The organism is Pseudomonas sp. PSKL.D1, from assembly GCF_028898945.1.
GTDB lineage: Bacteria > Pseudomonadota > Gammaproteobacteria > Pseudomonadales > Pseudomonadaceae > Aquipseudomonas.
This window is the reverse complement of the sequence record NZ_CP118607.1, coordinates 3,299,589-3,320,601: the sequence shown is the minus strand read 5'-3', so window position 1 is coordinate 3,320,601 and position 21,013 is coordinate 3,299,589. Positions and strand designations below refer to the sequence as shown.

Annotated in this window: 21 protein-coding genes and 1 pseudogene; 8 read left to right on the top strand and 14 right to left on the bottom strand. The window is 57.9% G+C overall.

Annotated features, from left to right (window positions below; genetic code table 11):
• Positions 1 to 142 precede the first annotated feature (142 nt).
• The 4 genes from PVV54_RS14735 to PVV54_RS14720 all read right to left on the bottom strand — a co-directional run bounded on the left by PVV54_RS14735 (position 143) and on the right by PVV54_RS14720 (position 4,734).
• Entirely contained in the window at positions 143 to 1,390 is a 1,248-nt protein-coding gene (locus tag PVV54_RS14735; protein WP_274905952.1) for an OprD family porin, read from the bottom strand.
• A gap of 88 nt (positions 1,391 to 1,478) precedes the next feature.
• A complete protein-coding gene (locus tag PVV54_RS14730) occupies positions 1,479 to 2,180 on the bottom strand; it encodes a TerC family protein (RefSeq protein ID WP_274905951.1) in 702 nt (233 codons plus the stop codon).
• Positions 2,181 to 2,408: 228 nt separating this feature from the next.
• A complete protein-coding gene (locus PVV54_RS14725; RefSeq protein ID WP_274905950.1) occupies positions 2,409 to 3,695 on the bottom strand; it encodes a CitMHS family transporter in 1,287 nt (428 codons plus the stop codon).
• Positions 3,696 to 3,801: 106 nt separating this feature from the next.
• Positions 3,802 to 4,734 (bottom strand): SMP-30/gluconolactonase/LRE family protein, encoded by a 933-nt coding sequence (locus tag PVV54_RS14720; protein ID WP_274905949.1) that lies wholly within the window; start codon positions 4,732 to 4,734, stop codon positions 3,802 to 3,804.
• A gap of 391 nt (positions 4,735 to 5,125) precedes the next feature.
• Between PVV54_RS14720 and PVV54_RS14715 the strand changes: the two genes are divergently transcribed.
• The 4 genes from PVV54_RS14715 (at position 5,126) to PVV54_RS14700 (ending at position 9,665) form a co-directional block, all read left to right on the top strand.
• On the top strand, positions 5,126 to 6,067 hold the full coding sequence (locus PVV54_RS14715; protein WP_274905948.1) for a hydroxymethylglutaryl-CoA lyase: 942 nt from the start codon (positions 5,126 to 5,128) through the stop codon (positions 6,065 to 6,067).
• Positions 6,064 to 7,266 carry a CaiB/BaiF CoA transferase family protein gene (locus PVV54_RS14710; RefSeq protein WP_274905947.1) on the top strand — a complete coding sequence of 401 codons (1,203 nt, stop codon included), beginning with the start codon at positions 6,064 to 6,066 and terminating at the stop codon, positions 7,264 to 7,266. The genes PVV54_RS14715 and PVV54_RS14710 overlap by 4 nt, the downstream gene beginning before the upstream one ends.
• Before the next feature lie 179 nt (positions 7,267 to 7,445).
• On the top strand, positions 7,446 to 8,765 hold the full coding sequence (locus PVV54_RS14705; protein ID WP_274905946.1) for an MFS transporter: 1,320 nt from the start codon (positions 7,446 to 7,448) through the stop codon (positions 8,763 to 8,765).
• A 129-nt stretch (positions 8,766 to 8,894) separates the two neighbouring features.
• Positions 8,895 to 9,665 carry an IclR family transcriptional regulator gene (locus PVV54_RS14700; RefSeq protein ID WP_274905945.1) on the top strand — a complete coding sequence of 257 codons (771 nt, stop codon included), beginning with the start codon at positions 8,895 to 8,897 and terminating at the stop codon, positions 9,663 to 9,665.
• 236 nt (positions 9,666 to 9,901) lie between these two features.
• Here the strand turns inward: PVV54_RS14700 and PVV54_RS14695 are convergent, their stop codons facing one another.
• The 3 genes from PVV54_RS14695 to PVV54_RS14685 all read right to left on the bottom strand — a co-directional run bounded on the left by PVV54_RS14695 (position 9,902) and on the right by PVV54_RS14685 (position 13,626).
• Positions 9,902 to 11,035 (bottom strand): aminotransferase class V-fold PLP-dependent enzyme, encoded by a 1,134-nt coding sequence (locus PVV54_RS14695; protein WP_274905944.1) that lies wholly within the window; start codon positions 11,033 to 11,035, stop codon positions 9,902 to 9,904.
• A 92-nt stretch (positions 11,036 to 11,127) separates the two neighbouring features.
• Entirely contained in the window at positions 11,128 to 12,303 is a 1,176-nt protein-coding gene (locus PVV54_RS14690; protein WP_274905943.1) for a M20 aminoacylase family protein, read from the bottom strand.
• 3 nt (positions 12,304 to 12,306) lie between these two features.
• Complete coding sequence (locus PVV54_RS14685; RefSeq protein ID WP_274905942.1) at positions 12,307 to 13,626, bottom strand: MFS transporter; 1,320 nt, start codon at positions 13,624 to 13,626, stop codon at positions 12,307 to 12,309.
• Positions 13,627 to 14,006: 380 nt separating this feature from the next.
• Between PVV54_RS14685 and PVV54_RS14680 the strand changes: the two genes are divergently transcribed.
• A complete protein-coding gene (locus PVV54_RS14680) occupies positions 14,007 to 15,140 on the top strand; it encodes a porin (RefSeq protein ID WP_446731416.1) in 1,134 nt (377 codons plus the stop codon).
• Here the strand turns inward: PVV54_RS14680 and PVV54_RS14675 are convergent.
• On the bottom strand, positions 15,137 to 16,036 hold the full coding sequence (locus PVV54_RS14675) for a LysR family transcriptional regulator (RefSeq protein WP_274905941.1): 900 nt from the start codon (positions 16,034 to 16,036) through the stop codon (positions 15,137 to 15,139). The genes PVV54_RS14680 and PVV54_RS14675 overlap by 4 nt on opposite strands.
• A gap of 164 nt (positions 16,037 to 16,200) precedes the next feature.
• Here PVV54_RS14675 and PVV54_RS14670 point away from each other — a divergent pair, with 164 nt between their 5' ends.
• Together PVV54_RS14670 and PVV54_RS14665 are read left to right on the top strand one after the other, a co-directional pair.
• The gene (locus tag PVV54_RS14670) at positions 16,201 to 16,827 is read left to right on the top strand and encodes a VOC family protein (protein ID WP_274905940.1); all 627 of its coding nucleotides are present in this window, start codon (positions 16,201 to 16,203) and stop codon (positions 16,825 to 16,827) included.
• 163 nt (positions 16,828 to 16,990) lie between these two features.
• Complete coding sequence (locus PVV54_RS14665) at positions 16,991 to 17,179, top strand: DUF1737 domain-containing protein (RefSeq protein WP_274905939.1); 189 nt, start codon at positions 16,991 to 16,993, stop codon at positions 17,177 to 17,179.
• Between the two features lie 63 nt (positions 17,180 to 17,242).
• On the opposite strand, the gene PVV54_RS14660 is transcribed toward PVV54_RS14665, so the two are convergent.
• Both PVV54_RS14660 and PVV54_RS14655 read right to left on the bottom strand, forming a co-directional pair.
• Complete coding sequence (locus tag PVV54_RS14660) at positions 17,243 to 17,512, bottom strand: DUF3630 family protein (RefSeq protein ID WP_274905938.1); 270 nt, start codon at positions 17,510 to 17,512, stop codon at positions 17,243 to 17,245.
• 134 nt (positions 17,513 to 17,646) lie between these two features.
• A pseudogene (locus tag PVV54_RS14655) lies at positions 17,647 to 18,027 on the bottom strand (GFA family protein); the annotation flags it as partial.
• Positions 18,028 to 18,286: 259 nt separating this feature from the next.
• On the opposite strand from PVV54_RS14655, the gene PVV54_RS14650 reads away from it, so the two are divergent.
• Positions 18,287 to 18,439, top strand: a complete 153-nt coding sequence (locus tag PVV54_RS14650) for a DUF2986 domain-containing protein (protein ID WP_274905937.1) — start codon at positions 18,287 to 18,289, stop codon at positions 18,437 to 18,439.
• Between the two features lie 108 nt (positions 18,440 to 18,547).
• Here PVV54_RS14650 and PVV54_RS14645 read toward each other — a convergent pair whose 3' ends face one another.
• The 4 genes from PVV54_RS14645 to PVV54_RS14630 all read right to left on the bottom strand — a co-directional run bounded on the left by PVV54_RS14645 (position 18,548) and on the right by PVV54_RS14630 (position 20,940).
• On the bottom strand, positions 18,548 to 18,964 hold the full coding sequence (locus PVV54_RS14645) for a GNAT family N-acetyltransferase (RefSeq protein WP_274905936.1): 417 nt from the start codon (positions 18,962 to 18,964) through the stop codon (positions 18,548 to 18,550).
• A 107-nt stretch (positions 18,965 to 19,071) separates the two neighbouring features.
• Positions 19,072 to 19,767: an anti-sigma factor gene (locus PVV54_RS14640; protein WP_274905935.1), complete on the bottom strand. Its 696-nt coding sequence runs from the start codon at positions 19,765 to 19,767 to the stop codon at positions 19,072 to 19,074.
• The gene (locus PVV54_RS14635; protein ID WP_274905934.1) at positions 19,764 to 20,312 is read right to left on the bottom strand and encodes a sigma-70 family RNA polymerase sigma factor; all 549 of its coding nucleotides are present in this window, start codon (positions 20,310 to 20,312) and stop codon (positions 19,764 to 19,766) included. Before PVV54_RS14635 ends, PVV54_RS14640 begins: the two co-directional genes overlap by 4 nt.
• 94 nt (positions 20,313 to 20,406) lie before the next feature.
• Positions 20,407 to 20,940: a DUF3455 domain-containing protein gene (locus tag PVV54_RS14630; RefSeq protein ID WP_274905933.1), complete on the bottom strand. Its 534-nt coding sequence runs from the start codon at positions 20,938 to 20,940 to the stop codon at positions 20,407 to 20,409.
• Positions 20,941 to 21,013: the final 73 nt, after the last annotated feature.

Genomic DNA, 21,013 nt, shown 5'->3' with positions numbered 1-21,013 from the left:
GCTTACCCAGGATGACCGCATTGGGTCGAAAGCAGTCAGTCGTGAGCGACCGCTTCCGACCCAAAGCTGCCATTGATTTAGTCAGTATCTGGCCAAAAGCAGCCATTCAGCTATAGCTTCGGCTGCTGATTTGCGCAGGGTGTTATTGCAACGAAATGCTGTAGCTGATGATGAGGCGGTTTTCGTCCGCGCCTCGAGCGAAGTCCGAGCGATAGCTTGCGTTCCGCCAGCGGATCCCCAGGTTCTTCAGCGTGCCGCTCTGGAACACGTACTGCAGTTCAGTATTTCGCTCCCACTCATTACCGGTGGCAGTACCAGCGAGCTCGACATCTTGGCCTTTGACGTAGCGAGACATGAAGGTCAGGCCGGGTATTCCCACAGTGGCAAAATTGAAGTCGTACCGAAGCTGCCAAGACTTCTCTTTGGCGCCGGCGAAGTCGTTGATCTGGACGAAGTTAATCAAGTAGGGGTCGGTGCCGTCGATGTAAGGGAAGGCGGTGTCTCCTGACATCTGCTGATAGCCGACGCCAAAGCCGTGGCCCTCGAGATTGTACGTGACCATGCCGTTGGCTGATCTGTTGTCGATTTTCCCTGCTGCTGAACTGCCGCTGTCTCTACTGATGGCAAGTCGAAGATCTGCCTTCAACTGGCCTGCAGGCAAGGGGACAGATCCAACAAGCCCGAAGAAATGCTGGGTGTACACATCCTCAAGTGAACCGTACTGATATGAGCCGACAAGGTTTTTGGAGAAGGTGTAATCAAAGCCTGCTACGTCGAAATGGTCAGCAGCAACGCCGGCCTGGAAGCGACGGTTCTTGTTGTTCAGCACAAGGTCTTGAGCGGCAGTCTGGTCGCGGTCAGTGACTTTCGTGAGGCGGCCCGCCACGACATCAAGGGACTCGATTTCTCCAATGCTCAGCAATCCACCTCTAAAAGTCTGCGGAAAGATGCGTCCGTTATTAGCCTTAACGGTAGGCATGTCCGGGATCAGCGTCCCTACCTCAAGCAGGCTTTCTGAGAGCCGTGCTTTCGCTGTCAATCCGAGCTTGGAGTATTCGTCTGGAGCTCTGCCATCATCATGCACTGGCAGAAGCCCGGTGCCTGTCCGGCCGGGGCTGGAGTCCAGCTTCAGGCCGAGCATCCCAATGGCGTCAACACCGAAGCCTAAAGGGCCAGGCGTGAAACCTGACTTGGCATCGAGAATGAAACCTTGGGCCCATTCATCGCGCTTGTTCTGGCCTGCTCCATCTCGAAAGTCTCGATTCAAATAGAAATTCTTCGTTTGCAGAGAGACCTTGGAATACTCTATGAAGCCCTCCGCCAGTGCGGGGGAGGCAATATTGCCAAGGCCGAGAAAGGTGCAGACCGGGATTGCGTTATGTGCCTTCATGTTTACTCCAGGCGTAGTCTGCGCGCACAGGAGATGAGCACGCAGAAGCAGCCAAATTGTTTTTGTTGGTTGGAGTTACGCGGTATTACTACTGGGTGGTGCGGGTATCGCTTGATGCGGATTTCTGTCTTTTGAGCAGGATGCCGACAGCCACCACCAGCAGTGCTCCTACAGCACTTGCGACGAAGTGAGTTACGTCTGCTGGGAACGGGATTCGTGGCTGGAGCCAGATGTCACTCACCAGCATTCCGCCTGATATCCAGCCGAGTAGCCCTGCGCCCAAGATGATGACTTGAGGAAATTTATCCATCAGGGCAAGAACCAGCCGGCTGCCCCAAACGATGATGGGAATGCTTATAAGGACGCCCAGGGACACGAGCATTAGATCACCACCAGCTGCTCCTGCTAGAGCGAGGACGTTATCCAGCGACATCACCGCGTCTGCAATGATGATGGTCTTGATGGCGGCGACCAAGCTGACACCTCCATTAATCGCGTCATGATTATCGTCCTCTGGCTTGAGCAACTTGATGCCAATCCAAAGCAGCAAAGCTGCGCCGATGATCTTTAGCCCAGGCAGGGACAGCAGTTGAATCGCGAAGAACAGCAGGACAATCCTCAAGAGGATGGCACCGGCAACACCTGCCAGAATGGCTTTGTTACGCAACTGCAGCGGTAGGTTTCGACACGCCAAAGCAATGATGACCGCGTTGTCACCTCCGAGGAGAATGTCAATTGCGACGATCTGCACTAAAGCTGACCATGTGATCGATTCAAAAAGCCACTGCACATCTCTCTCCAGAATATTGAGGTGTCGGGGGTTGCCCCCCGTCACCAAGGTTCACCTACGCTCGGCGTTCGTGGCTCCGAGCAGCTCACCAAAATGGTCAAACGACCGTCAAAACATCCGACCTTCTTGTGAAAGGCCTGGGTCGCAATCTGGCTTCCTTGATGAAGCCGATCACTTCAAGCGCAGGTGAGCTTCCCCACCTGCGTATTGCTCGGTTGAGGAAAATCCTCAGTTGAAAACGTCGATGGTGCCAATCGCGATAGCCGCTACGAACATCACGAGGCACGTACCGATGCTCCAGCCGATGGACGCTCGCTGGTTGTCACCGTAATCCAGGTCGAGCAGTCCACAGAGCAGGTAGGTTGAGGCAACCAGTGGGCTGAGCAGATGTACTGGCTGCCCGATCAAACCGGCGATGGCCATTTCTTTAGCGCCGATGCCGTAATGGCTCGCAGTCTCGGCCAGGATGGGGAGAATCCCGAAGTAGAAAGCGTCGTTCGTCAGTACGTAGGTGAAAGGCATGCTGAGGAAGGCCGTGATGACCGACATGAAATGGCCTGCGGATTCAGGGATCACATGGTTCAGGCTTTCCGAGATCGCCTTGATCATCCCTGTGCCGGACATGATTCCGACGAAGATGCCAGCGGCGAAGATCAGCAGGGTTACCGCCATGACGTTGTCGGCGTATTTTCCGATGACTTCCTTTTGGTCTTTGACGCTGGGGAAATTCACCAAGACGCCCAGGCCGAAGGCGAGCATAAAGAGGATCGGGAGGGGCATGAGGCTGAGCATCATCATGGTGATCAGCGTGATGGTGAGTACAGCGTTGAAAAGGAAGCGCCAGTCGGTCAGTTTGAACTCGGTGAAGTGGCTCATGACCTCATCATGATCGAGTTGTACGACACCCAGACGACGGCGTTCCCGGCCACCGAGATAGAAGGCCGCGAAAATCACCCAGCCCGCTCCAGCGATCATGAGCGGCAGCATCTCGATGAACAGTTCAGTGATGTCTACGTGCATGGCGCTTGCCGCACGCGAGAAGGGCCCCGCCCAAGGGAGGATGTTCATCACGCCGTTGGTAAGCAACAGAACGGTGGCCAGAACCTGAAGGCTCATCCCTGTGCGTCGATATAGCGGAAGAAGTGCTGCGGTGGTGATGATATAAGTTGTGGCACCATCGCCATCCAGGCCCACGCAGATTCCGAGAACAGCAGTGCCGATGACAATCTTCAGGGGATCGCCTTTCACACACTTGAGGATCAGCTTGATCAGAGGGTTGAACAGGCCCGCATCGGTCATCATGCAGAAGTAGAGGATCGCGAAGGTCAGCATGATCCCGGTTGGGGCCAGCATCTTCACGCCATCGAACATCATCGGGCCAAGCTGGGTTGCAAACCCACCCAGGCTGGCGAATGCAACTGGCACCAGGATGAGGGCAACCAGTGGTGACAGTCGTTTGCTCATGACGAGGTACATGAAGCAGACGATCATTGTGTAGCTCAAGAGTGTGAGCATGTTGCCCTCTTATTATCTGTTTTGTATGAGTCGAAAGGCTCGCCGGGCTCTTTTGGGGGGCGAGCGAAGTCCGTGCGCCATTTGCACAGGGCTACAGCACTAATCCTTAAGCTGACGCGTGCGAGAACATCCGCTTTCCTGAGTGGCCAGGATCAGCCCTCAAGATGTGCCCTGTTGATGAGTCAGTGATGAACAGGCCGCGATTACCTTCCCCACCAAAGGCCAAGTTGGTGAGAGTGCGACCCTCGGTACATGACTTGAATCGATAGAGGGGCATGGCGTGCGAGTCGAATGCCCACACGCAACCATTGCCCGCATCGCAGACATACAGATTGCCTGACTCATCGAGCGCCATACCGTCAGCGCCACTCACGCCCCCTGCCATGGCCGTGAAGATACCCACCTTGGTAGTAGTGCCGTCGGGTTGTAGCGGAAGACGCCAGACTGCGTTCCCGCGAGTCATCGCAACCAATAGCGCTTTCTCTTGAAGATCCATCACCAGGCCATTAGGGCTAGGGCCGTTATCCAGCAGACAATCCAGGCGTTGTTGCTCCAGGTCGTAGCGGAAAACTCGACCCGTTGGATCGTGCATGCCCGTCTGACCTTGATCGGTGAAGAAGAGGTGCCCTTGCCCGTCAAAGAACAGATCATTTACACCCTTGAAGCTTTCACTCCGGCGATGCGTCAGGAATGGCTCGATGCGTTTGCTGATCGGATCGAGAACGAGGATCCCGTTCTTGTAGTCGGCAATGAAGATCCGACCGTCACGATGGATTTTCAAGCCGTTAGGCCAGCCGTCGTATTCAACAACCAGCTCCCAGTCGCCTTGTGGGGAAATCCGGAAGATTCGGCCATAAGGGATATCAGTGACATAGAGATTGCCAGCCTGGTCGAAGGAGGGCCCTTCCAAGAAGCTCGCGACTTGCTGTCCTGGCTTGTTGGCTCTGACCCAGTCGGAATCACCATCACGCCAAAACTCTTTCGGCAGTCTGCTGAATACTTCTGTTGGGCGTTCCTCGGGAGGGGCGTACAGGCTCATGGCAAATCTCCATGTGAAAACAGGCATGCGACGCTGAGGCTCAAACGGCAGAGGTCTGTGCCAGCTTCATCAGTGTACGTTGCCTGGGATATCTTGTTGTTTCGAGCTTCTTGTTCTGCTAGGTAGAACGTCATTACTCTTGGTAGAACACTTTCCAAGCTATTCTCCGCTCTGTCAAGTCTCATCAGTCGCTAACTCCTTCACCGTATTCTTACCGCTCGGGAGCGTGATCCGTTCATCGACTGTGCCGTTGACAGGTATGAAATTGTGGGTAGATACTAAAACAGAACGTAATTCTGCCTGACAGAACAATCATAAAAACAGCGCTTCACCCTGCAGCTGCAATGCATGAATGTTCGGGCAGGCTCTCCCCAGCAACAGGAGAACCTCCGTGAAAGAACCGACAGAAATCGACATCCTCGTCAGCGAGGTCGGGCCTAGGGATGGCTTGCAGAGCGTCAAGGCCACCATGCCCACTGAGCTGAAACTGGAGTGGATTTCGGCTCTGGCAAACGCTGGCTTGAAAGAAATCGAAGTAGGCTCGTTTGTATCCCCGAAGCTGCTTCCGCAGATGGCCGATACTGCACAAGTCGTTGCCCATGCCCTGACCCTGCCGAATCTTTTCGTCACTGCGCTAGTGCCGAACTTGAAGGGCGCGGAAGCAGCTTTCAACGCTGGTATCCATAAGATCACTCTGCCCATCTCCGTGAGCGAGCAGCACTCCATCTCGAACATCCGTAAGACTCATGCTCAGGTCTTCGATGAAGTTCAAGCAGTCGTAGCTCTGCGCAATGAGCGATTCCCGCATGTGCAGATCGAGGCGGGCTTGTCGACTGCGTTCGGTTGCACGCTCCAAGGTGTCGTTACTGATGACGAAACAATCGCCATTGCCCTGAAAATGGCGGAGCTGGGGGTCGATGAGGTCGGTCTGTCCGACACCGTTGGTTACGCCAATCCAACTCAGGTACGTCGACTCTTCACTCGACTGTTCCAGGAACTCGGCGCTCTCGCTGGAAGTGCTCACTTCCATAACACCCGTGGCCAAGGCCTGGCCAACGTAGTCGCTGCGCTAGAAGCGGGTGTGAAGACGTTCGATGGTTCTCAAGGTGGTCTGGGCGGCTGCCCATACGCCCCAGGTGCATCGGGCAACATCGTTACAGAAGACCTGGTGTATCTCCTGGAGTCCATGGGGCTGAAGACCGGCGTCGACATTGATCGTTTGGTTGCCGCTCGTGAAGTGCTTCTCCGTGGGCTTCCTGGAGAGCCTGTATATGGCTTCATCCCTGATGCCGGCGTTGGTAAGAATTTCACCTATGCGAAGGAGGCCGTATGAGCCAGCACGAAGAAAAGTCTCTGCCACTGGCTGGTATCCGAGTCGTCGAGTTTGTCCATATGGTGATGGGCCCGACCTCTGGTCTTCTTCTCGCTGATCTTGGCGCTGAAGTCATCAAGGTGGAGCCGGTGCCAGAAGGGGATAACACTCGCCGACTGATGGGCTCCGGTGCTGGTTACTGGATGACCTACAACCGCAACAAAAAGAGCTTTGCGGTTGACATCAAATCCAAAGAGGGTATGGCGGCAGTGAAGAAGCTGCTCGCAACCGCAGATGTCGTCACCGAGAACTTCCGCCCAGGCGCGATGGAAAAGTTGGGCCTGGGCTATGACCAGGTGAAAGCCATTAAACCCGACATCATCTACAGCTCGATGAAGGGTTTCCTGCCAGGCCCCTATGAGAAGCGCACAGCGCTGGATGAGGTGGTGCAGATGATGACGGGGTTGGCCTACATGACGGGGCCTGTCGGACGTCCGCTGCGCGCTGGAGCTTCTGTCAACGACGTGATGGGTGGGATGTTCAGCACCGTATCTATTCTCGCTGCTCTGCTGCAACGCAAAGAGACTGGGCGGGGCCAATTTGTGCAGACCGGTCTCTTTGAGAACTCAGCCTTCTTGGTCGCTCAGCACATGATGCAAAAGGTCGTCACTGGCAAAGCGGCGGCGCCGATGCCTAGCCGAATTTCGGCGTGGGCCATCTACGACGTGTTCGAGACTGCTCAGGAAGGTGAGCAGGTCTTTATGGGAGTCGTCAGCGACTCTCAGTGGGTATCGTTTTGCGAGGCATTTGACTTCCCCGAGCTTGGTGGTGACGCCGAGTTGAGTCGGAACAATCAACGTGTTCAGGCTCGCGACCGAATCATCCCTATGGTGCGGGAGCGTTTGTCTGGGATGGATAAGCAGACTGTGATGGATCTCTGTGAGAAAGCCGGGCTGCCGTTCTCTCCTATCCAACGCCCTGAAGATATGTTTGAGGACGAGCACCTTAATAAGTCTGGTGGCATGGCAGAGTTGACGCTTCCGAGTGGTGAGCAGGTCAAGGTTCCGAAGCTGCCATTTGAAATGGATGGCCAGCGTTTCGGCACCCGGCTAAACGTCCCTGATCTTGGCAGTCACTCGAAAGAGCTCCTAGCTGAACTTGGGTATGGCAATGACGAGATTGCCCAGCTTGAGGCCAGTGGCACGGTCAGATCTGCCTGATTACAAGTGTGGCGAGTCTCTCTGAGAGGCTCGCTTTCGAAGATGTCCCTACATCCAGTTCGAAATGACTTTCGGGCGAAATCAGCAGCGCTACAGGTACGGGACGTACCGGAGGGCCTGCGCTCACCGATGGCCCATCCAGCCACGGTATTCATAACAACAAAACCGAGGATACAGTCATGGCTAATGTCACGACCCCGGATACCCACTTGTCTATGCCGCAACCTGATGCCACAACCCAACTGCAGCAGCGTGCGATGAAGAAAGCGGCCTGGCGGCTAATTCCGTTGCTTGCGCTGGCCTACTTCTTCAATTACCTGGATCGCACCAGTGTGGGTTACGCAGCCCTGCAGATGACTGACCAGTTGGGGCTTACCGCCGCTCAGTTTGGCCTAGGCGCGGGGATCATGTTCGTAGGCTACTGTCTTTGCGAAGTTCCGAGCAACCTGGCCATGTATCGCTACGGCGCTCGGCTCTGGATGGCCCGTATCATGATCACCTGGGGGCTAGCAGCAGCAGCCACAGCATTGGTAATCGGCCCCTATAGTTTCTATGTTGTTCGCTTCCTTCTGGGGGTTGCCGAGGCTGGCTTCTTCCCAGGCGTAATTTTCTTCCTCACGCTGTGGTTCCCTGCCCAATACCGTACTCGGGTGCTGGCTTGGTTCACGGTTGCAACGCCGATCTCATTCCTTGTTGGTGGCCCGCTTTCTATCTACCTGTTGCAAATGCATGGTGCTTGGGGGCTCGCAGGTTGGCAGTGGATGTTCATCATTGAAGGCTTGCCAGCTTGCGTCCTGGGACTCATTACCCTGAAGGTGCTTGCCAATCGTCCTAGCGAGGCCAAGTGGCTCACCCAAGAAGAGAAAGACGCTCTTACCGGCATGTTGGACAAGGAAAAGTCGAGCACCCAAAAAAGCCACGGCTTCGCTGCAGCGCTCAAAGATCCACGAGTCTGGATTCTCAGCTCCATCACCTTCAGCTTCACTATTGGCACTTACGGTATCGGTATCTGGCTGCCTCAGATGCTGAAAGCGCAGGGCGTTGAAATCAGCCTGATTGGATGGGTCGCTGCAGTACCTTATTTCTTCTCCACCATTGGTCTGCTGTTCTGGGCCAAATATGTAGACCGTACTGGACGAGGCATTCTTAACCTGATCGTTGCGCTTGTCTTGGCCGGTTTGGCATTGATTTTCGCAGTGAACATGAACGCCCTGATTCCGGCGCTGGCAGGCATTACCCTGGCCCTGGTAGGTACGATCTCGGCGAAAACGATCTTCTACACGTTGCCGGCGAAGTTCCTGAGTGGCCAAGCTGCTGCTGGCGGTATTGCTCTCATCAACTCCATTGGTGCATTCGGCGGGTTTGTAGGGCCTTATCTGATGGGCTTCCTGAAGGACTACACCCAGTCCTTCACGGCGGGCCTGATGGTTATGGGTTGCATCCTGTTCTTTGCCGCTGTGATGGCATTGTCCCTGCGACTGTTCATGCGTGATGCTTGACGCTGGTCAAGTAGAACGGCGTTCTGGACAATGGACTAGCTGCTAACCGTACTCACAGGTAAGGTATGAGCCATCTGAACGGCCCCTTTCAGGGGCCGCTTTTTCACGATTGTGCCGAGAAGAAGTCTGATGTCGCCAAAAAATGAACCTGTGGTAGCCGAAGCTTCCAAGAACAATGCTGACGGAGGGGTGGCAGCGGTTGATCGAGCGTTTGCGATTCTCGGTGCTTTCGAGCCTGATCGAAGCACGCTCTCGTTAGCTGAAATCGCTCGTCGCACCGGTTTGTACAAAAGCACCATTCTTCGACTCATGAGCTCTCTGGAAAGGGCTGGATTTATCAGGCGCCTGGCTGACGGGCACTACGCTGTGGGCCATGAGCCCCTGCGATTGGCTCAGATTTACCAATCTTCCTTCCGTCTACGCGATACGATCTATCCGGTGCTTGAGGCACTCACTGAAGAGAGCGGGGAGACCTCCTCGTTCTACGTGATCGAGAACGATATCCGAGTGGTACTTTTCCGGGTGGAACCCAAGCGGGCAGTGCGCTTCAGCATTCATGAGGGTGATCGATTTCCTTTGCATGCCGGAGCCTCCGGGAAGATCCTTAGGGCATTTGGCCCACCAGCTGATCGCGCTTTAGCTGAGGTGCGGGAGCAGTTTTGGGCAACTTCGTTCGGTGAGCGTGACCCAGATACATCTTCGATCTCGGCACCTGTGTTTGGCGTCGCTTACGAGTTCAAAGGTGCTCTCACGCTGTCAGGCCCATCCGAGCGTTTCAACAAGGATCAGCTGCAAGCTGCTCGATTGATGCTGTTGAAGCGTGCTGCCCAGGCGACAAGTCTGCTCGGGGGAAGCAGCCAAGAGTTACTCGCCGCTTTACAAAAGATTGCTGAAAAATAGGCTTCCAACTTTCTGCATTAAGTTGGTTGCTAGCACTCTCCGATGACAGCTATGGGTCGATAGCGGTCAGTCTCGAGTAGCCGCTCACGAGCAATAGCGGGCACACAGGGCCCTGCATGCCGTTAGATCTCGATACCTGCTCCACACTCGACACGCGCCACAATGCATTTCCCCCCAAAGTGAGCTGCGCACCGAATGCCGGAAAGCCGCCGCCGTGCTACAGCCCGGAACGGGACTCAGTTCACCATCACTTCGTCCACAACCTGCTCAAGGGTGCGGACCGTGCGCTCGATATTATGCAGTTTTTCGAGCCCGAACAGGCCGATGCGAAAGGTCTGGAAGTCGGCCGGTTCGTCACATTGCAACGGTACTCCGGCAGCAATTTGCAGGCCGTGCCCGGCAAATTTCCTACCGTTCTTGATGTCGGCATCATCGGTGTAGCTCACCACTACCCCCGGTGCCTGAAACCCGGCTGCAGCCACGCTCTTGATGCCTTTGCCGGTCAACATGGCCCGCACTTGAGTGCCCAGCGCCTGTTGTTCTTCGCGCAGCTTGTCGAAACCGTGGGCTTGCATCTCGTTCATCACGTCGTTGAACCGCGCCAGCGCATCACTGGGCATGGTCGCATGGTACGCATGCCCGCCTTGCTCGTAGGCCTGCATGATCTGCAGCCACTTTTTCAGGTCGCAGGCAAAGCTACTGCTCTGCGTCTGTTCGATGCGTGCGAGGGCCGCAGCACCAAGCATCACCAGCGCGCAGCAAGGGGAGGCGCTCCAGCCTTTTTGCGGTGCACTGATCAGCAGGTCGACTGCGCACTCGTGCATATCGACCCAAAGCGTGCCTGAAGCAATGCAGTCCAGCACGAACAGGCCCCCGACTGCATGCACGGCTTCGCCGACGGCGCGCAGGTAATCGTCGGGCAGGATTATCCCTGATGAGGTTTCAACGTGGGGGGCGAAAACAATCTGTGGTTTGTGCGCTTCGATGGCCGCCAGCACTTCGTCCAGTGGCGGGGGAGCGTAGGCGGCCTGGCGACCCGCTTCGACGGGGCGGGCTTTGAGCACCGTGGTGGCCGCCGGGATATTGCCCATCTCAAGGATCTGGCTCCAGCGATAACTGAACCAGCCGTTGCGGATCACCAGGCATTGCTGGCCGGTGGCAAACTGCCGCGCCACCGATTCCATGCCGAATGTACCGCTGCCCGGCACCACCGCAACAGCCTGGGCGTTATAGACCTGCTTCAGGGTCGTGGAAATGTTCCTCATCACGCCCTGAAAGGTCTGCGACATGTGATTGAGCGAGCGGTCGGTGTAGACCACCGAGTACTCGATCAGCCCCTCAGGATCATTACCGGGATACAGCTTTGACATGCGGTGACTCCTTTGTCTGCAATGCGGGCATGGCGTTCAAGCTAGCAGATTCAAACCGTCATGCACCGTGCGATTCTGATTGCCACGCCCGCCTAAATCAGATAATCACTGACCAGCTTGTACCAGCAGTCCGCGCCCAAGCGGATCAGTTCGTCATTGAAATCGTAGTGCGGGTTGTGCACCGAGCAGCCGTGAAACTCACCTTCGCCGTTGCCCAGCATGAAGTAACAGCCCGGCACCTGCTCCAGCATCCAGGCAAAGTCCTCAGTGCCCATCACCTTCGGCCCCCGGCTGTGCAACTGCCCTGGCGCAAACAGCGGCGCCAGGCTTTGCCGAACCTGTTCTGTCTCGGCCGTGTGGTTGATCAGGGCAGGGGCCAGTTGGGTGAAGGTCAACGCGATGCCGACACCGAACGCCTGCTCATGGCCACGGACGATTTCTGACAAACGCTGGTTAATTTTCTGCTGAGTCTGCGGGGTGTCGGTGCGCACACTGATCAGCATGCTGGCCTCATCCGGGATGATGTTGTACACGCTCCCGGCCTGCAGCATGCCGATACTGACCACGGCGTATTCCTCTGGTGCAAGGTTGCGCGACTTGATGGTCTGGATGGCGTTGATCAGGCTGGCCACCACGGGCAGAGGGTCCACGGCCAGCTCCGGCATGGCGCCGTGGCCACCTTTGCCGGTGATGTGCACTTCAACCCGTTCCGAAGAGGCCATGGTGGGCCCTGCCTGCACGACCGCGCTGCCCACGGGGGCGCCAGGCATGTTGTGCAAGGCAAAAATGGCGTCGCACGGGAAGCGCTCGAACAGGCCGTCGTCAATCATCGCCTTGGCGCCGCACAGGCCTTCTTCGTCGGGTTGGAAGATCAGGTTCAGGGTGCCGTTGAATGGGCAGTTCGCCAGGCGGTAGGCGGCCGCGAGCAGGATTGCCGTGTGGCCGTCGTGGCCACAGGCGTGCATGCGCCCGGGGATCTGGCTGGCATGGGCAAAGGCGTTTTTCTCTTGCATGGGCAGTGCGTCCATGTCGGCGCGCAGGCCAATACGGCGGCTGCCCTGGCCCTTGCGCAGCACACCGACCAGCCCATGACCGCCGACCCCTCGATGCACTTGATAGCCCCATTGCTGCAACTTGGCAGCGACCAGCTCGGCGGTGTGCGGGGTATCGCCGCCTAGTTCGGGCGCCGCATGAATCTGGCGGCGCAGGGCCGTGAAAGCGTGCAATTCAGCATCGTTCAAGGCGGTGCAGGTTTGTTGAGCATCCATGGTTCAAGCCCTTCCGATGTTTTCAGGGAACAGTTTCAGGCAGACAAGGCTGATTGCCCCACCGGCCAGCAGATAAAAGGCGGGTGCCAACGGGTCGTTGAGGGTCGACGTCAGCCAGGTGGCGATCAGCGGCGAGAAGCCACCAAACAAGGTGACGCCGAAGCTGTAGCTGACGGACGTCCCCAATGCGCGTTGCGGCTTGGCGAAGCCCTCCATGATCAAGGCAACGAACGCCCCCGAGCCGACGCACCCTGGCAGCACCAGCAGCGCCACGATCAGCATGGCGATATACAGGTCCGTGGTGTGCGACAACAGCCAGAACGCCGGCCATGCGCCGATAACGGGGAGGGCAACCGTCCACGCCAGCAGTTTTTTGCGCAGGCGATGGCGGTCGGCGTAGCGCCCGGCAATCGGGCTGATGATCGCCAGGCACGCGGCGGCGACACAGGCAATTGCCATGGCGCTGCGCTGCGGATAGTGCAGCGTGGTGACGAGGTAGGAGGGCATGTAGAAGATGAACAGGTACATGCCGATAGTAGCGCTCGCCATCAGCCCGGTTGCCAGCACGGTGTGACGCAGGTCGATCACGCTGCGCCAGTCAGCTTTGGCGGGGGCTGGATGTGGTGTGCGTGGCGCCTGCTCCTCAAGCGTTTCGGGCATGCAGCGACGGATGTACCAACCGACCGGGCCAATCAGCAGGCCGATCAGGAAGGGGATGCGCCAGCCCCAGCTTTCAAGGTCCGGCGCACTCATGACGCTGCTCAGCAAGAGGCCGATGCCAGCCCCTACCAATGCCGCATAACCTTGGCTGGCGGCTTGCCAGCTGACGTTCGCACAACGGCTGCGGGTGGTGGTGGACTCCATCAACAGTACCGATGCCGTACCGATTTCACCCCCTGCGGAAAACCCTTGGGTCAGGCGCCCGATCACCAGCATCACCGTGCCGAACACGCCGGCTTGCTGGTAGGTGGGGGCGAAGGCGATGAGTGCGGTGCCCATGCACATCAGGCCGATGGTCAACGTCAGTGCCGCCTTGCGGCCTCTTCGATCTGCCAGGCGGCCGATCACCATGGCGCCCACGGGGCGCATCAGGAAGCCCACGCCGAAGGCGGTCAGTGACATCAGCAACGATGCGACCGGTGACTGCGCCGGGAAGAAATTTTTCGCGATGATCACGGCGAAAAAACTGTAGATGGTGAAATCGTACATCTCGAGGGCGTTGCCTAGTGCACACGCCACGGTGGCGCGTTTGGAGCCGACGGCAGGTTTCTCGACAGGTCGTGTGTCGCTCGCCAGGCGGGTATCCGGGTGCAGGGTAGTCATGGGCTCTCTCCGAGTCATTCGTGTTGTGGACGAACTATCGAGTAACCCGGGCGCTGAATCACTTGCGCTTTTTGCAAACACATTACCAATGGTTAAGAAGGTGGTCGGTTGCGGGTTAGAAGTGCACCAATCAGATGCGCAGGTGCCGTTTTCAGCCAGGTTTTGCACAAATTACTTGCCCGGCCGGTGAGTGATATTGACTAGAAAATCCCCGTTTAACGTTATCGGCGGCCTCATGCGGCGGCTGACGCAACGGTGTTATCCCGTTTTGCGCACGGCCAATTAACAAAAAGGCATAGCCTTATCAAATTGGCGATTTCCGGGCATTTTTATTTTCGTGGAGGCTGCGAACCCGTACACACTTGCACGGAGAGGCTGCAATGGGGGCGTTCGCTACACGTACCGGGTCGCTGGCCGTCATGTTCGTTGGGCTCGGGCTGCCATTGGCAGGCGAGGCTGAGGGGTTTCCCTCAATAGGACGGGTAGCGTCGGGCTTTGGTTATTACAACGTAGACAAGGGTTACGACGACAAGCTCAAGGTGTACGGCACGGTCGATGCCTTCGTGAACTACCAGGACTCAGGCCACTATTCTGGCTACAAAATTGCTGGGGGCGGTGCCTGGACCAACAAGCTGGGGCTGTACATGCGCAAGGCACTCGGCCCGGACACTGTGCTCGAAATGGACGTGGAGGAAGGCTTCAACGTCAACGGCCAGGCATTTTCGCAGCACTGGAAGCAGATTGGCGGCTTGCGCCTGGCACTGGTAGCACTGCGCTCGCGCGATTACGGCAAGCTGGAGTTCGGCAAGACCTACGGCATGGGCACACCCACCTACGCCGACCCGTTCCTGGCCACCTACGGGTCACCCTACACCTACCTGACCAGCCCGCCCGCGGGCAACGGCGCCTACTACCTCGACATGCGGCCCAAGCATACCCTGGCCTACACCACCCCCAAATTCGCGGGCATCAGCGTGGGCAGCGCGCTGAGCTTTGGCTGGAACGACACCGCCAGCTCAGGCAAGACCCTGCGCGGCAAGGGCGTGAGCGTGCAGTACAGCAACGCGCGGTGGATTGTGCTGGGGTCTTACAACGATTACCTGAGTGACCCTTGGGGGGATGACAATCGGCAAACCCACAACTACTTCAAGAGTGCGTCGGTGTTCCGCGATTTCGGGCCGGTGGCCGGCAGCCTGACCTGGCAACGCCAGGATGTGGACAATCACGGCACGCCCAGCATGCAGGCGTGGACCGCGGGCCTCAGTGCACCGGTTGGCAAGGCCGATGTCGCACGCCTGGCGCTGGTCAAGCGCGACATCGAGTTCGGCGACAAGGATGCCTATGGGGTGATGCTCGGCTATGACCACTTCCTGCGGCCGCAGTGGGCGATTTATGGGCGCCTGGCAATGATTACCAACCACCGCAACTCAGCTGTAAGCTATGCAGGCATACCGCTCGAACAAAGCGGCGATGACCCGCAAAATGTGGCCATCGGCATGTATTACCACTTTTAGCGCTGCAGCCTGACGCGCAGGCTATGGAACAGCTCCCTGGCCGGCGACGTCAGTGCGTGTCGATCGACACTGACCAGGTAGATAGGGTATTCAGGAATGATTTCCTCCACCTCGACCCGAGTCAGCCTTGCTGCCGGCCCGGTTGTGAGGGTATTGGCTGCAGCAAAGTCGCTGAGCGTCATGAACGCATTCGCGGTCTCCACCAAGCTCAATGCCAGCAGTAGGGAAGAGCATTCGATGACGTTCTGCGGCGGGTTGACATCGTTCACCTCGAACATCTGGTAAAACTGCGAGGAACGATCGTCAACCGCATCCAGGCTTATCCAGTTGGCGTATTGCAGCTGACGCAGCGAGCGCGCATGGCGCAGCGGGTTGGCGGGGCTGCAGAACACATTGCCCTGGATGCGTTGCACGGCCTCCCAGTCCAGGTTCAGCCGTTGCGTGTTTTGCTGTGACGTGAGGGCAAAGTCCAGGGAGCCGTCGCGCAGCCGCTGGACGATGTGGCTTGGGCGCTGCTCGCTGAGCTTGAGCCGTACACGTGGGTTTTTCGCCTGGAAATCACTGATGCACGGCCCGAACTCTGGCAATACCGCTGTCAGGGACGTTACGCCGACAGTCACTTCGCCGACGGCGGCGTCGTGGATGTTATCAGCCTCGATCTGCAGCCGGCGCATGCTCTCCACCGCCATCTGAGCGTGGCGAAGGATGCGCCGGCCTTCTTCGGTCAGCGACATGCCCTTGTAGGTGCGCTGCATCAAGGTCAGCCCCAGTTCACGCTCAAGTTCCTTGATGGAGCGGCTTAACGCCGGTTGAGTCACATGCAACCGTTGCGATGCTTCATTGATGCTGCCACATTGGTCGACCGCGACCAGTGCTTTGATTTGGTGGAATTTCACGCTACCCGACTCTTGTTGTTGATTGACGAGGGATTGCAAAACTTCAGCCAACATCCTGCAATTGCGGCAACGCCAGGATGAGAGATGTAAAACCGCATTGATTCCTCCATGAATGCCAGGCGGTTTCGGGGCAGGACCATACCTGAACAAGGAGAGAGAAGGCTATGAGGCGTTGCACCCTGGATCACCTGGTGGTTGTTTCACCGATCCTGCCGCTGGGGGCCAGGTTCGTCGAACGTCAACTTGGCGTGCAGTTGCAACCGGGTGGTGAGCATGTGCGCATGGGGACTCACAACCTGTTGCTGCGGTTAGGCGACTCTTTTTATCTGGAGGTCATCGCGCCAAACAGCATGGCCCCCTTGCCCACGAGGCCGAGGTGGTTCGGGCTGGATGAGCTCAGTGCGCAAGCATCACCACGGCTGGCCCATTGGGTCGCTCGAACGGAGCAGCTGGATACCGCGGATGAGGGGCTGCGCAAGGTTTTTGGAGAGGTCGAGCCGATGAGCAGGGGAGTGCTGTCGTGGAAAATTTCGATTCAGCCTGACGGGCACCTTCCACTGGAGGGAGCGATTCCCAGCCTGATCGATTGGGGCGATGCGGAGCATCCTGCGCAAAGGCTCGATGATAAAGGCTGCCAGTTGCAACACCTGGAGATTTCATACCCTGATCCGGGCCTGGTGGAGCGCCAACTGGAGGCTATCGGCTTCACCGGCCCTGTCAGTGTATTGCGCGGTGAGCGATACGTATTGAGGGCCAGCATCAGTACACCGGGCGGCCTTGTCATTCTGTAACGCTTCGCGACTGACTTTCTCAGGGCGTGACGCGGACGTGTGCCATGGCCGATTGCTGCAACGCCTGTAGTAGGCAAACCATGTTGGCGAACTTGAAGTAAAGTAACGTCACCTGCAAGATCATCCGTCACAAAGCAAGCCGCCTGAAGCAAGGAATGTAGAGATGAGCCAACCACCAAACGGACTGCCAATTTATCGGGTGCTGACCGGCCCCGATGACGCCGCCTTTTGCCGGCGGGTCAGTGAGGCCTTGGAACTGGGATACCGGTTGCATGGTTCGCCCGCACTCACCTTCAACGGCAAGGATGTGATCGTGGCGCAGGCCGTCGTTTGGCCTGGAATCGACGGATAATCACAGGCCGGTATCGACACGAAGCTGTCGTCAAGATCCGAAGTGGTCTTTGCTGGAATGGAATCATCCTTGAAAACGCTGCTGATCCAGCCTGAGCAACGCACGTACTCGTTGGGCGATCACATCTGCGCCATCAGGAACAACCACTGAAATGCCCAAATAGTGTTCAAGGTGCAGGGTAAGCACCTGTTCGTCTACCAACAGATCCCAGTAGCGCTGGTCCAATCCATCAATTTTTTCAGCCCAGCAACCGCCGAGCCCTTGAGCGAGGACTTGGGCCACGTCTTCGAATAGCTTCCAGTCAGCGTTCTCTGATATCTCGATCGTCGCCATACGTCATCTCATCCAGCAGGCACAGATCTTCCAGGCTTGCGCGAACGACTGCAATAGCTCGACAGCGGCCAGTCGCGACTGGCTGCAGTCGACCCGCAGCGGACATTCACCTTTGGCTGCATCCGGCCCCAGTCGCTTGCTGGCGTGTACCAATGGGCTGCGGCATCAGCATGTACATGTTTTTGCTTATGGGGAATGAAGGGTGTGTCGAGCGTGCCCAAGGCTATCGAAACCCAGCCGGCAAACTCCCCGTGCGATCGTGACCAGAACAAGGTCGAACCACACTCCATACAGAACTCACGCACGACCTTCTGTGAAGAGGCATAGGCTTTGATCTGGCTAAAACCTTCTAATACTCGAAGCGCGCTGCGAGGAACGCTGCCGTACGAAGCGAACAACGCTCCGTGCCCTTTTCGGCAATGGCTGCAATGACAATGACTTACTGCTTTAGGTGGACCGATTAGCTCGAATCTGACCTTCGCACATAAGCAACTCCCCTGATAGATCTCAGCCATACGCCCGTCCGTGCACGCAAAAGAACGCCAGCTTAATCTTCCGCATCCCATCAGTCGACTGACTGCTATCGGCTGATAGCTCTCCTTCGGGAAGTGCAGCTTTGAGTCGATAGTTGCCACAGGCAAGTGACCACAATCGAGGCATAGCTGCCCTTCAGGGAGGGCAGCATCGTTGCCGCAAGACGATCGTCATTCAGATTCAGTGATCAGTGCTACGGCACGGTATGCTATGCGTACCGCGAACCTGCCCGAGTCAACCATGAACCGTCAGAAAAAGATCAAGCAACTGCTCAAGGCCCATGCCAAGAAAGCCAGCGCCAAGCTGGCGCCGCGTAGTAACAAGCCCAGATACATCAGCAAGGCTGAGCGGGAGAAGCTGGCGGCGGAGGCGGTGAGTGAAGCGAGTGATTGACTGCCAAGCGGCACTTGGCGGCCCTTCCGAGCAGTTGCAAGGCTGTCTTTAACTATCCGGGCTGAATCCAAGGCAGCGCGCTAAAAGCGACGCGGGCCGGGGGTTTGATCAACGCAGCCGCTCGTAAATGAGGTAGTTGTTTGCAGCTGTACCGACACAAGAGAACCCCGCTTTCAGGTACATGAACCTGGCGGGGTTATCTGGCCTTACACTCAACCGCAAGCGGGTAAACCCCTGCTGCGCCGTCTCCATCAGATACGCGTTCAGCAGCGCGGTGCCAACACCCCTGCGCCGCTTATCCTGGCTGACGCCGAGTGTGCACAGTTCTGCGTGATCATGCTCGGGCGCCCACAACGCGTAACCCGCAAAGCGCTCGCCGATGACCGCAATGGTAAAGCGATCGAAATGCTCCACCCAGCGCGTCAGGTGCCGTTCCAGCTGACAACGCCACGCGGCCTCATGGTCGGGTTCCCAGGTGCGAATATAATGCGCTTCGCCTTGGTAGATGGCCGGAAGGTCGGTCACGCACGCCTTCCTCAGTCGAAGTTCCATTCCATGGTCTCTGATCACACGATGGAGGCAGGGTAGAACCCTTCACACGATCAAGGGAAGCAGTTTGCGTTGGCTTTGCTTCAGATCACTTTCACCGCCCGGCCAATGAACTGCACCGGCCCGGTCGGGCGCCCGGTTGTGGAACCTCCTGCTTTTTCCAGCGTCAGTTCGAACAGTTGGTTGGCTTCGAGCGCAGGCAGGCGCTCCAGTGGCACGGTTACCTGCTCACCAGGCTTGACCAGGCCAAGGGACACAGGGGCCTGCCATTGATCGCCCTTGGTCCAGAACTGCAGCACTTTGTCTGCCGGAACTTCGGATTTGCCCAGGGGAATCAACTGCACCTGCTGCGAATCACGGGCTTGCACCACCCAACCTGGTGATTGGGTCGAGGGTGCCACCAGTACCACCATGAAGGTGGTGGGCGCAGGTTGTGCAGTCAATAGGGCCAGGCCCATCACCAGGCTGGCTGCCAGACCGGCCCCTGCCAGCCCCTGCCACAGCTTGAGGCGCTGCCACCAGGCCAGTGGGGCAGGGCGGTCTTCAAGTGACCGGCTGATTCGCTGCCACAACCGGCCACTGGGGGGCTGGGGCGCGGCCAGTGCGTTCAGGCCCAGCAAGCGGTGTTCCCAGGCATCCACGGCATCGCGCAAAGCCCGGTCACTGCCCAGGCGCTTGAGTACGGCAGCGTGTTGCTCGGCAGGCAAAGTGCCCAGTACATACTCACCCGCCAGTTGGTCCAGGTCAGGGCTGTTGTCGTCGCCAGGCTCGGTGGTCATCCCATGCACTCCCGCAAGGCGTTGAGGCTTCGTTTGATCCAGGCCTTGACCGTGCCCAGCGGGCGACCGAGCAGGCGGGCGATTTCAGCGTGGCTGCAGCCGTCGACGTAGGCATGCACGATGCACGTGCGCGGCGCTGGCTCCAGTTTGTCGAGGCAGCGGTGCACCTTCGCCGAGTCGGTCAGCAGCACCATGTCATCGTGGTACGGGGCCAGCGCTGCAATGTCAGCAAGCGCGGCTTCGTCGAGCGCCGATTCACGGCGGGTATCACGTATGAAGTTCAACGCCAGGTGGCGCGTCAGGCTGTAAATCCAACCCCGTGCCGAACCGCGCGCCGGGTCGAAGGTGTTGGCTCGGGTCCAGATGCGGATGAACGCATCGTGGACAATGTCCTCGGCTGTGGCATCGTCGCGGGCAATGCGCCGCGCTACCCCAAGCAGTCGGGCGCCTTCATGGTCGTACAGTGCCTGCAAGGCACTGCGCTCGCCCATGGCACAGGCTTCGAGGCAGCGCTGAAAATCGAATGGTGTTGTGGGCAGGTTCAAGGTTGGGGCAATCCTTTCGGGCCAGGTAGCCCCCGGCCGACTGGCCAGGGGAGTGCCCATGAGCGTAGCTGAAGGTCAGCGGTACACGTGCCGTTTAGTTGGCGGCCCAGAAGATGTAGTCAGCCTGGTACTTCACGATCTGTTTCTCGCCTTTGTTCTGTGCCGTGCAGGCGCTCTGCGGGGCGACGCCACCCTGCGTGGCCAGGCGCTGAACGAAGCTGATGCCGGTCATTGCGCCCTTGCCCTCGGCGGGGTTGGCCTTGACCAGTTGATAGGGGATGTCACCTTTGCCCGCTGGAGCGATTGCCAGCTGAGTGCCGGTTATCTTCGAACCATCCTTTGCCTGCCAGGTGGCGGGCGGGCCGAAGTACTCGCCTACAGGCTTGCCGTTGCGGTCATTGAGCACGGCTTTGGGGCCCACGAACGTCCATTCGGTCTGGCCTGGTGCGTTGGCTTTGTCCCGGCACTCGTAGGTGATTTCGCCGACACCGACGGTTTCCAGCGCCACTTTGTGGCCATCGGGCACTTTGACGGCGTCGGGGACGCCGGTCTGGGCGTGGGCGGTTGGCAGCAGCATGGCCAGTGCCAGGCTTGAAGCGAGCAGGAACGAGACGTGTGTGATGTTCATCGAGCGTTCTCCTGGTGGGTATCGGCAGGGCACACAGGTGTTGCCCTGTAGCTAATACCCGCCAGGAGGCAGT

Excerpts from the sequence above, each read along its gene's own strand:
- PVV54_RS14735 (WP_274905952.1), bottom strand. The coding sequence starts at position 1,390 with ATGAAGGCACATAACGCAATCCCGGTCTGCACCTTTCTCGGCCTTGGC.
- PVV54_RS14725 (WP_274905950.1), bottom strand. The coding sequence starts at position 3,695 with ATGCTCACACTCTTGAGCTACACAATGATCGTCTGCTTCATGTACCTC.
- PVV54_RS14720 (WP_274905949.1), bottom strand. The coding sequence starts at position 4,734 with ATGAGCCTGTACGCCCCTCCCGAGGAACGCCCAACAGAAGTATTCAGC.
- PVV54_RS14710 (WP_274905947.1), top strand. The coding sequence starts at position 6,064 with ATGAGCCAGCACGAAGAAAAGTCTCTGCCACTGGCTGGTATCCGAGTC.
- PVV54_RS14705 (WP_274905946.1), top strand. The coding sequence starts at position 7,446 with ATGGCTAATGTCACGACCCCGGATACCCACTTGTCTATGCCGCAACCT.
- PVV54_RS14700 (WP_274905945.1), top strand. The coding sequence starts at position 8,895 with ATGTCGCCAAAAAATGAACCTGTGGTAGCCGAAGCTTCCAAGAACAAT.
- PVV54_RS14695 (WP_274905944.1), bottom strand. The coding sequence starts at position 11,035 with ATGTCAAAGCTGTATCCCGGTAATGATCCTGAGGGGCTGATCGAGTAC.
- PVV54_RS14690 (WP_274905943.1), bottom strand. The coding sequence starts at position 12,303 with ATGGATGCTCAACAAACCTGCACCGCCTTGAACGATGCTGAATTGCAC.
- PVV54_RS14685 (WP_274905942.1), bottom strand. The coding sequence starts at position 13,626 with ATGACTACCCTGCACCCGGATACCCGCCTGGCGAGCGACACACGACCT.
- PVV54_RS14680 (WP_446731416.1), top strand. The coding sequence starts at position 14,007 with ATGGGGGCGTTCGCTACACGTACCGGGTCGCTGGCCGTCATGTTCGTT.
- PVV54_RS14670 (WP_274905940.1), top strand. The coding sequence starts at position 16,201 with ATGAGGCGTTGCACCCTGGATCACCTGGTGGTTGTTTCACCGATCCTG.
- PVV54_RS14665 (WP_274905939.1), top strand. The coding sequence starts at position 16,991 with ATGAGCCAACCACCAAACGGACTGCCAATTTATCGGGTGCTGACCGGC.
- PVV54_RS14660 (WP_274905938.1), bottom strand. The coding sequence starts at position 17,512 with ATGGCGACGATCGAGATATCAGAGAACGCTGACTGGAAGCTATTCGAA.
- PVV54_RS14650 (WP_274905937.1), top strand. The coding sequence starts at position 18,287 with ATGAACCGTCAGAAAAAGATCAAGCAACTGCTCAAGGCCCATGCCAAG.
- PVV54_RS14640 (WP_274905935.1), bottom strand. The coding sequence starts at position 19,767 with ATGACCACCGAGCCTGGCGACGACAACAGCCCTGACCTGGACCAACTG.
- PVV54_RS14630 (WP_274905933.1), bottom strand. The coding sequence starts at position 20,940 with ATGAACATCACACACGTCTCGTTCCTGCTCGCTTCAAGCCTGGCACTG.